This window comes from Thermosulfurimonas sp., from assembly GCF_015491435.1.
Lineage (GTDB): Bacteria > Desulfobacterota > Thermodesulfobacteria > Thermodesulfobacteriales > Thermodesulfobacteriaceae > Thermosulfurimonas_A.
Genome location: NZ_WFVX01000096.1, coordinates 1 through 9,809, shown reverse-complemented (window position 1 = coordinate 9,809; position 9,809 = coordinate 1). Strand labels below are relative to the sequence as shown.

Below are 9,809 nucleotides of genomic sequence, written 5' to 3'. Positions count from 1 at the left end.
TGCGGTGGGTAACGGCCCGGTAAACGCCCTGGATCACGCCATTCGCAAGGCCCTGGAACGTTTCTATCCCCAGCTCCGGGAAATGAAGCTCGAGGACTACAAAGTCCGGGTCCTTCCCGGGGTCCCGGGGACCGGGGCCCGGGTGCGGGTGCTCATTACCTCCCGGGATCCCCATCGCCAGTGGGGAACGGTAGGGGTTTCCGAGGATATTCTCGAGGCCAGCTGTCAGGCCCTGGTGGAGAGTTATACCTACAAGCTCTTTAAGGATCGTAAAACCAGAGGGGGTTCGTGAATGGCGGTGCGTATTGCCCTGGCCGGAAAAGGCGGCACCGGGAAGACCACCACCGCGGCCTTCCTGGTGCGTTTCCTCGTGGAGACCGGTCGAGGTCCGGTCCTGGCGGTGGATGCCGATCCCAATGCCAATCTAAACGAACTCCTGGGCCTCACCGTGGAAATCACCCTGGGAGAGATCAAGGACGAACTCCGAACCCAGGTCCCGGAAAGTATGGCCCGGGGGGATTACATGGAAATGAGGGTTCACGAGGCCCTGGTGGAGGCCCAGGGATACGATCTCCTGGTCATGGGGCAACCCGAAGGCCCGGGATGTTACTGCGCCGCTCATTCCTTCCTTTCCCAGGCCTTACAGAAGCTCGAGAAGAGCTATGCCTACATGGTGGTGGACAACGAAGCCGGGATGGAGCATCTTTCCCGCCTGAACATGACCGAGATAGACCATCTTCTGGTGGTCTCTGACGCTTCCTCCCGGGGAGTGCTCACCGCCGCTCGCATTGCCGCTTTGGTCAAACCCCTGCGCCTGAATGTAGGGCACAAATGGCTCCTGGTTAACCGTGCCCCGGAACCCGTGCCCGAAGCGCTGGATAAATACGTTAGGGAAATATGTTCCCGCGAAGAACTGGAATTACTGGCCTATCTTCCGGAAAGCCCGGAACTCTTCGAACTGGAGATACACCAGAAACCTATCTGGGACCTCCCTCCGGACCATACCTTCCTTAAAAAGGCCTATACCGCTTTCGAGAAACTTCTTGCGGCCTAAAAAATCATTAAAGGAGGGAGCCCTGCCTGGACTCCCTCCCTCTGGTCCAACCTTTAACAACCCTCTACCGCGACCCTCTTCTTGATCTTGATCTTTACCTCCTGCCCCTCCTTGGCCTTACATTTGCCCTTGATGGTGATGACCATGGTCTTCCCGTCAAACTCCTTGATCTTACCCTTGCAGGACTTGGCCATGACACCCATGGGAGCCGCAAAGACTGCCGCCATCGCTAAAGCCACGATTTTCTTTTTCATAACAACACCTCCACTTAAATAATTTTACTGGTAGTTTAAATATAGGGATAACCGTCCGGAAATTCAAGACCTTAAATACGGCAAAATAGATGAAAAAGCAAGGTTATTGGTTGTTAATCGGTATAATCTCCTTTTTGATTACCATAATGTCCGATATATTTCTTTTTTCTCCCTCAAAGGTCCTGGGGAAGGATCTTGAGCGGTATGTGGTGGTGGAAAAGTCCACGCGGCGGGTTAGTCTTTACCGGGGAGGAAGATTGGTGGCGGTCTTTCCCTGTTCCCTGGGGCTGGATGCGGAAAGTCCCAAGCGAGAAAAGGGGGATATGGCCACTCCCGAGGGGCTTTACCGGGTTTATGCCAAGCATCCCTCCAGGAACTATTATCTCTTTATCGAACTCGATTATCCGAACCTTAAGGACATTTTCCGGGCCCGGTGGGAGGGGAGGATTTCGGAAAAGGAATTTAAGGCCTATCTTGAGGCCCGGTGGCGGGGAAAGATTCGGGCCGGTTCCCTGGGGTATGCGGTGGGGCTCCACGGAGGAGGCCTTTTCCGGGGGGGCGGCTCCCGTTCCCTGAGGGACTGGACCCACGGGTGTATAGCCCTGCGAAATAAAGACATCCGGAAAGTCTATTCCTTCGTGCGTATAGGCACTCCGGTGCTCATCTACGATCGACGGCGTCCCCTAGTGGAAACGCTCGAGGAGATCGTTCCCCTGCGGTTTCGCCCCCGGGAACTCGAGGGTCGGGTGAGCTTCTCTTTCCCGGGCATCGGGCTGGGAGTGGAAATCTTCTTTTCGGAAAGAAGGAACGGTCTGCGGAGGCTGGAGATGGTGGGGCGTTCCCTGAGTACGGGTAAGATGCTCTTTTATATCCGCGATCTCAACGGAAACGGGCGTCTGGATCCGCTGGATAGTATGTTCTCGCGGGTGGAGGCTTGGCCCGGAGGATATGCGGCCCTCCAGACCCTGGTTATTGATGATCTTCCTCGCCAGGTATTAAACTTGTTAAAGGAAAACTCCGGGGAATGGAGCCTGGTGGAAGATGGAGATCATCACCGATATCCCCTCCATGAAGGCTCGGGCCGAGGAGCTTCGGGCCCGGGGTAAACGTATAGGTTTTGTCCCCACCATGGGGTATTTCCACGAGGGGCACCTGGCTCTGATGCGCAAGGCCCGCGAACTTTCCGACGTGGTGGTGGTTTCCATCTTTGTAAACCCTATTCAATTCGGTCCGCAGGAGGATTTTGCCCGCTATCCGCGCGATCTGGAGAGGGATCGCCGCCTGGCCCAGGCCCAGGGGGTGGATATCCTGTTTGTTCCCTCCGCCGAAGAGATGTATCCCCCGGGTTTTCAGACTTACGTGGAGGTTACCGAACTAAGCCGCCCCCTCTGCGGAGCCCGTCGCCCCGGACACTTTCGAGGGGTGTGCACCGTGGTGCTCAAGCTCTTTCATATCGTAAAGCCGCACCTGGCGGTTTTCGGGGAGAAGGACTATCAGCAATTGAAGGTCATCCAGCGTATGGTACGGGATCTGGATCTGGAGGTGGAGATCGTACCTCATCCCACGGTGCGCGAACCCGACGGGCTGGCCATGAGCTCCCGGAACGTGTATCTCCGTCCGGAGGAAAGGGAGGCGGCGCTTTCCCTATATCGGGCCCTGGAGCTGGCCCGCAAACGGGTGGCGGAGGGGGTAAGGGAAACCCGGATTTTACGGAGGGAGATTGAGGAGTTTATTCGTTCGCATCCTTACACCCGCATTGATTATGTAGAATTTCGCGATCCGGAGACCCTGGAGGAGAGGGAGCGTATAGATCGGGCCACCCTTCTGGCCCTGGCGGTGTTTGTGGGTAAGGCCCGTCTTATTGATAATACCATTCTGGATCCGACCCATGTATCGTAAACTCTTGAAAAGTAAACTTCACCGGATACGGGTTACCGGTTGTGAACTCTATTACGAGGGCAGTTTGACCCTGGATCCCGCACTGATGGAGGCGGCAGGGCTTGCGCCTCTGGAGGCGGTATGGGTCTATAATCTGACCAATGGCGCTCGTTTTGAGACCTATGTAATCCGGGGGGAGCCCGGTAGCGGAGAGGTGATCCTGAACGGGGCCGCGGCCCGACTCGGTCAGGTAGGGGACGAAATTATCGTGGTGGCCTACGCCTGGGTACCCGAGGAGGCCCTGGCCGGGTTCAGGGCCCGCCTGGTCTATGTGGATGAGAACAACCGGATCCGGGAGGTAAAGGAGGCCCGCCCCTCTTGAAGGTCTATGCCATAAGTCTGGGGTGCCCCAAAAACCGCACCGATACGGAGAAGTTACTGGCCCGTCTGAAGGAGAGAGGGGCGGAGCCGGTTCTGTCTCCGGAGGAAGCAGACCTTCTCCTGGTCAATACCTGCGCCTTCATCCGTCCGGCGGTAAGGGAGTCCATCGAAACCATCCTGGAGCTGGCCGAACAAAAACGGCCGGGCCAGAAACTGGCCATCACGGGTTGTCTGGTAGCCCGTTACGGGGAAGAGGTGGCCCGACGTTTCCCCGAAGCGGATCTGGTCTGCGGAATCGAAGCCTTCCGTCAGCCCGGGATCTTCGAACAGGATAAAACGCGTTTATGGCTTAAGCCGGAGGGGCCGGACGGGGTCTCCCGGATCCTCACCGAAAGTCCTTTTTATGCCTATCTCAAGCTCACCGAAGGGTGCAGTCATGGATGCTCTTTCTGTACCATTCCGCGGATCCGGGGGCCTCTGCGGAGCCGGTCGGAAAGGGAGATCCTGAGGGAAGCGCTGGAACTGGTCTCTCAGGGGGTGAGGGAAATCATCCTGGTGGGGCAGGATATTTCGTCCTACGGAAAGGATCGAGGGCGAGCCCATCTTCCCCTTTTGCTTCGGAACCTTTTGAGGGAGCTTCCCGACGGGGTAAGGTTGCGTCTTTTCTATCTCCACCCCCGGGGTCTTACCCCGGAATTGCTGGAGGTATTGGGCTCCGAACCGCGGCTTGCCCCTTATGTGGATCTTCCCCTTCAGCACGCCCATCCGGAGATCCTGCGTCGCATGGGGCGGTTTTACCGTCCCGAAAGGGTCCTGGAGCTGCTGGAAGAATTACGGCGGTTGCGTCCGGAGATCGGTCTGCGCACCACGGTTATGGTGGGTTTTCCCGGGGAGGGAGAGGAGGAGTTTAGGACCCTTCTGGAGTTTCTGAAACAGGCCCGTTTTGACCATCTGGGGGTCTTTGTATTTTATCCCGAAGAGGGAACCCCGGCGGCGGGCTTTAAGCCCCGGGTTCCCTGGACCGAGGCCCGAAGACGCCGCCATCGGGTTTTAGCCCTGCAACAGGAAATATCCCGGGAAAATCTGCGTCGCCGGGTGGGAGGAGAGGACCTGGTGCTGGTTACGGGCTATGATGACCGGGGCCGGCCGGTAGGACACGCCGGTTTCCAGGCCCCGGAAGTGGATGGCCGGACCATCATCCGGAAAGGCCTTCCGGTTTCTCCCGGGGAAATGGTCCGGGTGCGGTTCACACGGAGTTTTACTTACGACCTTTGGGCCGAGGCCCTGGAAGGAGAAGAGGCCTTGTGTGAGTCCGGAGATTTTGGTAGGAAAGAAGTATGATGCGTATGTGGTTGTGGGTGGGGTTGTTTCTTTGCATGGTGGCCTCGGTTCAGGCCAGTCGTCGAGTTCCGGTGGTGGTGTGTCCCTCTCTGGAAAATAGCACCCGCTTTCAGGAGTTAAGCGATCGGGTAGCGCGGATAGAAAAACAAACCGGGGATCTGGTCCAGCTTCTGAACCATCGACTCTCCACTTCTTCCGAACTGGAAGGTAAGATTGCTGAACTTCATTCGGAAGTGGCGGAGGTCAAGGTCCAGTTACAGATCCTGGTCAAGGCCTTCATTGCTTTACTGGCGGTGCTTCTGCTGCTCATTCTCCTGATCTTTCTGCGTCTTCGCAAACCCCCGCGGGGGGGTTCCATCCGGCTTTAATTGAGCCGGACACTCACTACCTTGGAGATGCCCTTTTCCTCCATGGTCACCCCGAAGAGGGCATCCGCTACCTCCATGACCCGGGGATTATGGGTTACCAGGATGATCTGGGAGCGTTCCTTGAGCCGGCGGAGGAATTCATTGAACCGCAGGGTATTGGCTTCATCGAGCGGAGCATCTACTTCGTCTAGGATACAGAAAGGACCGGGTTTTACCAGATAAAAAGCAAAAAGCACCGCCAGTACACAAAGGGCCTTTTCGCCTCCGGAAAGCATGGTGAGGTGTTTCACGGGCTTGCCGGGGAGTCTGATCCGGAGGTCGAGTCCGGCGGAAAGGGGATCCTCATCGGTGAAGTAAAGTTCAGCCTCTCCTCCTTCGAAAAAGACCGGAAACACCTCTTTCAGACTGCGATTGGCTTCCCGAAGGGTCTCCTGTAACCTTTTGCGGCTTTCCTGGTCCAGTCTTCGCAAAGCTTTTTCCAGGTCGGAAATGGCCGAAAGCAGGTCCTGACGCTGGGAAGAGAGGAAGTGCAAGCGTTCCTCGGCCCGGGCCAATTCCTCCGCGGCGGCCAGGTTTACCGCCGGGAATCGGCTTAATCTTTCCCGCAGCAGGATCAGACGTTCTTCTATCTCCCGAAGATTGGCGCTTTTGGGGGGCTCCTGTTTTAAAAAGTCCTCCAGAGCGGTAGCGTGGTTTTCCAGGGCCTCCCTGCGCAGATGCTCCATGGTCATCTCCGCTTCCACCTTATCCAGTTCCAGACGATGGATTTTTTCCTGTAACCGGGTCCGCTCTCTTTCCAGGTCCTTTTCCTCCTGCTCGAGTTCTTTCAGGGCATGCTGGGCCCGGGTCAGTTCCTCCTGCCATCGGGAGAGAGTTTCCTTGAGGGCTTCTCTCTTTTTTTCCCGTTCCTGTCGCTGTTTCTTCTCCTCCCGGAGCATCTGGCGTACAAAAGTGAGTTCCTCGGAAAGCAGAGCCTCCTGCTGCCGGGCGGTGCGTCGCCGGGCCTCGGCCCGCTGTTTACTCTGCCGGAGTTCCAATAAACGTTCCCGCCGGGCCTTGAGATTCCCCCTCCATTCCGCAAGGAGAGACTCTTTTTCCTTGAAGATTTTTTCCAGATCCAGGATTTTGCTTCGACGATCTTCCCCTTCCCGACGTAGCTTGGTTTCCCGGTGAATGAGTCCGGAGAGCTCTTCTTTTTGTCTCTCAAGGGCCTTCTCCAATTCGTTCTTTTGCTGGAGCAGTTCTTCCTTTTTTCTTTTTATTTCCCGGGCCTCCTTTTGCTGAAAAACCTGTTCATCCTCAAGTCTTTCCAGGGTTCGATTCAGGATTTGAAGCTTTTTCTGGATTTCCTGATCCTGCCGGTGCATTTCCTGATACTCGAGATCTTTCTTTCGGTATGTGTCCTCAAGTTGTTGCAGATTTTGTTCCGCTTGGGTCTTTTCCCGGAGTATTTCCTTCTCGCGTTCTTCGAGTTCCCTCTCGAGCCCTTCTATTTCCCTCAGGCGTTCTCGAAGGGCCAGGAGTCCGTCTCCCCGGGTATCCGTCCGTCTGAGAAATCCCGGGGGTTCATAGAGGAGGCCCTGCTCGGGGAAAAAGCACCCATCCTCGGGATCCGTTTCCCAGACCCGGGCAAGATCCCTCTCTTCGCGGATTTGAGAGAGAAGATCCTTCAATTTCTCCAGACGCTCCCCGGTGCCCAGAAAAATTCCGGTTATCTCCTCAAAGGAAAGGAACCTTTTCAGATCTTCCGGGGTCCTGGCCACCGGGAAGGCCAGCCTGGAGCCCAGGAAGGCCTCGACCCCGGCCCGCTTTTCCGGGGGTGGGTCCAGGAGTTCGGCCAATACCGGCGGGGGCTGCCGGAGATTTCTTAAATCCGGGGGAAGGTTTTGGCGCAGGGCGGCCTCAAGGCCCCTCCTTTCCCGTTGGAGCCCCTTTCTTTCGCTCCGGATTTCCCTTAATTTCTCCTCCAGATCCCGCAGGAAGGAACGAAAACGGGTGAGCCGGCTTTTCAGTTCGTTCTTTTCTTCCGAAAGCCGGTGCAGCAGTTCCTGTACCGCGTCCAATTCCCGGGAAAGAGCTTCTTTTTCCCGAAGGAGATGAGTTTTACGGGCCTTAAGTTCCTGTTCTTTTTGCCGCAGGTCTTCCTCTCCACGGCTGATTCGCTCCTCTTCCCGGGCCAGCGCCTGAAGCCTTTCTTCTACAGATTTGAGCCGGGCTCGTTTTTGAAAGATTGCTCTTTCTATCTCCCGGTGCTCTTTTTCTATCTTCTCAAGTTCTTCACGTTCCCTCTGATAGAGAACCTCTTCGTCCCGGAAGGAGGCTTCTTTCTCTTTTATTCGCTCTTCAAGGAGGGCGATCTCTTCTTCCAGGTGTTGTTCCTCCTGGGTAAGGCGTTCGATTTCTTCGTTCAGGGCCTCGATGCGGGCCCGTTCCCTTTCCAGTTTTTGAGAGAATTCGGCCTCTTCCCGATAGAGCCGACGCAGTTTATCCGAGATTCGGGAGAGGTCTTCCTCCAGACGCACCAGCGCCTCCTCGGTTTCCCGGACCTCTCTTTTGAGATTCCGCACCTTAAGCAGGACCCGTTGATACAAAGGACCGAGTTCCTTGGCCCGCTCTTCGATTCGGCTACGGTGTTCCTCCAGCTTTTGCAGGGATTCTAGGGCCTGGTTTCGGTTTTTAAGGGCTTTAAGGTAAAGTATGGTCAGGCGGAGAAGGGAGAGCCGCTTTAGTTCCTCCCGCAAACGCAGGAATTCCTCGGCCTCCTGAGCCTGTTTTCGGAGGTGTTCCACCTGTTTTTTTATTTCCGCCAGAAGATCCTCCACACGGGCCAGGTTTTCCCGGGTACGAGCGAGATTACGCAGGGTTTCTTCGCGATTGGCCCGATAACGCGACACCCCTGCCAATTCCTCCAGAAAGATGCGACGCTCCTGAGGGGCTTGCTCCAGAAAACGCCCTACCTCTCCCTGGTCAATAAGTCCGTAACCCCTGGGATGCACCCCGGTATCCAGAAAGAGATACTGGATGTCTTTGAGCCGACAGGAACGATTATTGAGGAGGAATTCGGACTCCCCGGTGCGGTAGAGTCTTCGGGCTACCACTATTTCGGGAAGATCACGTAGAGGTTCCGGGGCCTGGCCATTATTCTCCAGGACCAATCGAACCTCTGCGAACCCGGGCCCCCGGCCATGGTCTCCGGCGAACAGGAGATCCTCGGCGGATTTTACCCGCAGGCGTTTAAGGCTTTGTTCCCCCAGGATCCAGCGCAGGGCGTCCACGATATTGCTTTTCCCGCTCCCGTTAGGGCCTACGATGGCCGTGATCCCCCGGGGAAAGGGAAGCGAGACCCGATAGGGGAAGGACTTGAACCCGTAAATTTCCAGTCGCTTTATGCGCATGGGCGCTTTTATTTTACCCGGGGCCCCTTGACTTTTGGAGAGACCTCTTTACATTTATAGGCGAACGGACGCGGGGTAGAGCAGCCTGGTAGCTCGTCGGGCTCATAACCCGGAGGTCGTGGGTTCAAATCCCACCCCCGCACCCAATTTTTTAATTTCAAGCCGAGTCAGAGCCAATCTCCAATTGAAATCTATTCTTGATAGTCTCTGTGAGGCACCTCTCTGGAAAGCGTTGATAGTCAAGGGTTTCTCGGTGAGACACGATTACAATAAAAGTAACTTTTAAGAATGTGTTTCTGATTTTGGGCGGTTATACCTGATTTTTCGCTTTCAGACAGCTTTTTTGATCGGAAGGGACGGTTCAGGGATAGGGATGCCCTTCTCAAGATAAAATTTAAAAAGGTCGGCTTTAATTTTTTCGAGGTTGGCGAGAGCTTCTTGAGGGGTTTTTGCCATTACCCTGCGGTTCCGGAACCTTGATCTCCGGACCGAGCGGCACCTCGTGAATGATTCCTCGACGCCGGAGCCAATTGAGAAAGGCTCTAAGCTCTGGAAAGTAGTTTCGGATAGTCTTGGGGGTTAGCCTTCTGCGGGAAAGCTCTGTGAAAAGCTTGTGCAGGTGAACGGACTGTATCTCCCGCACGTCGGCGACCTTGAGGATTTCCCCTATCTTCTCGAGTAGAATTTTCTTGTCCCGTAGAGAGGCGGGCTTGATTTCTCGCCGTTTGCTCTCGAGGTAGTCTTGCAGGAGATTTTGGTAGAGGTAGTTCTGAATCTCGTGCTCGATTAGCTGTCGGGCTCTTTGAGCCAACTCCCAGGAGCTAAGGGGTTGCCCATCGCAAAAGGAATAGATTCGGATCTTGCGACCGTTCCCCGAAAGGTAAATGTAAAATCTGCGTGGGATGGTCTTACCATTTGAGGCACAGATAACCCAAAGGGGTTTCGGCGAAGGCCCTTCCGCACTTGGGACATTTCTCCTTGGTCTTGATCCGCACTCGAGGCCCCTCGCGCTCCCTCTCGGGAGGCGCCACGAGCTTCCCGAGATCCAGTAGCACCATCAGAAGCTCTCTGTCAATCCTCACGTTTCATTTTTGTGCCCTCGCCCTCAGGAAGAAAACGAATGGGAACCTTCTAGGAG

The 9,809-nt window shown here is 55.7% G+C and carries 11 protein-coding genes and 1 tRNA gene; 8 read left to right on the top strand and 4 right to left on the bottom strand.

The annotated features are described in order from the left end of the window. Both F8J34_RS04305 and F8J34_RS04300 read left to right on the top strand, forming a co-directional pair. Nucleotides 1–292, top strand: a 292-nt coding sequence (locus F8J34_RS04305) for an alpha-isopropylmalate synthase regulatory domain-containing protein (protein ID WP_297056775.1), incomplete at its 5' end; no start/stop codon positions are given. Beyond that, on the top strand, nt 293–1,054 hold the full coding sequence (locus tag F8J34_RS04300; RefSeq protein ID WP_297056774.1) for an AAA family ATPase: 762 nt from the start codon (nt 293–295) through the stop codon (nt 1,052–1,054). Nucleotides 1,055–1,107: 53 nt separating this feature from the next. Here F8J34_RS04300 and F8J34_RS04295 read toward each other — a convergent pair whose 3' ends face one another. Beyond that, complete coding sequence (locus F8J34_RS04295) at nt 1,108–1,308, bottom strand: hypothetical protein (RefSeq protein WP_297056773.1); 201 nt, start codon at nt 1,306–1,308, stop codon at nt 1,108–1,110. A 146-nt stretch (nt 1,309–1,454) separates the two neighbouring features. On the opposite strand from F8J34_RS04295, the gene F8J34_RS04290 reads away from it, so the two are divergent. The 5 genes from F8J34_RS04290 to F8J34_RS04270 are packed head-to-tail and all read left to right on the top strand — an operon-like array spanning nt 1,455 to nt 5,276. Then, nucleotides 1,455–2,414: a L,D-transpeptidase gene (locus F8J34_RS04290; RefSeq protein WP_297056772.1), complete on the top strand. Its 960-nt coding sequence runs from the start codon at nt 1,455–1,457 to the stop codon at nt 2,412–2,414. Next, entirely contained in the window at nt 2,350–3,207 is an 858-nt protein-coding gene (gene panC, locus F8J34_RS04285) for a pantoate--beta-alanine ligase (RefSeq protein ID WP_297056771.1), read from the top strand. Before F8J34_RS04290 ends, panC begins: the two co-directional genes overlap by 65 nt. Further along, the gene (gene panD, locus F8J34_RS04280; RefSeq protein WP_297056770.1) at nt 3,197–3,568 is read left to right on the top strand and encodes an aspartate 1-decarboxylase; all 372 of its coding nucleotides are present in this window, start codon (nt 3,197–3,199) and stop codon (nt 3,566–3,568) included. The genes panC and panD overlap by 11 nt, the downstream gene beginning before the upstream one ends. Continuing rightward, nucleotides 3,565–4,908: a 30S ribosomal protein S12 methylthiotransferase RimO gene (gene rimO, locus F8J34_RS04275; RefSeq protein ID WP_297056769.1), complete on the top strand. Its 1,344-nt coding sequence runs from the start codon at nt 3,565–3,567 to the stop codon at nt 4,906–4,908. Before panD ends, rimO begins: the two co-directional genes overlap by 4 nt. Continuing rightward, entirely contained in the window at nt 4,908–5,276 is a 369-nt protein-coding gene (locus tag F8J34_RS04270) for a hypothetical protein (RefSeq protein WP_297056768.1), read from the top strand. The genes rimO and F8J34_RS04270 overlap by 1 nt, the downstream gene beginning before the upstream one ends. Here F8J34_RS04270 and F8J34_RS04265 read toward each other — a convergent pair. Continuing rightward, nucleotides 5,273–8,671, bottom strand: coding sequence for an AAA family ATPase (locus F8J34_RS04265; RefSeq protein ID WP_297056767.1), 3,399 nt, complete (start codon nt 8,669–8,671; stop codon nt 5,273–5,275). The genes F8J34_RS04270 and F8J34_RS04265 overlap by 4 nt on opposite strands. A 69-nt stretch (nt 8,672–8,740) precedes the next feature. Here F8J34_RS04265 and F8J34_RS04260 point away from each other — a divergent pair. Beyond that, nucleotides 8,741–8,817, top strand: a tRNA-Met gene (locus F8J34_RS04260). 263 nt (nt 8,818–9,080) lie between these two features. Here the strand turns inward: F8J34_RS04260 and F8J34_RS04255 are convergent. Together F8J34_RS04255 and F8J34_RS04250 are read right to left on the bottom strand one after the other, a co-directional pair. Next, nucleotides 9,081–9,482, bottom strand: coding sequence for a hypothetical protein (locus F8J34_RS04255; RefSeq protein ID WP_297056766.1), 402 nt, complete (start codon nt 9,480–9,482; stop codon nt 9,081–9,083). A 97-nt stretch (nt 9,483–9,579) separates the two neighbouring features. Next, nucleotides 9,580–9,753 (bottom strand): hypothetical protein, encoded by a 174-nt coding sequence (locus F8J34_RS04250; protein WP_297056765.1) that lies wholly within the window; start codon nt 9,751–9,753, stop codon nt 9,580–9,582. Nucleotides 9,754–9,809: the final 56 nt, after the last annotated feature.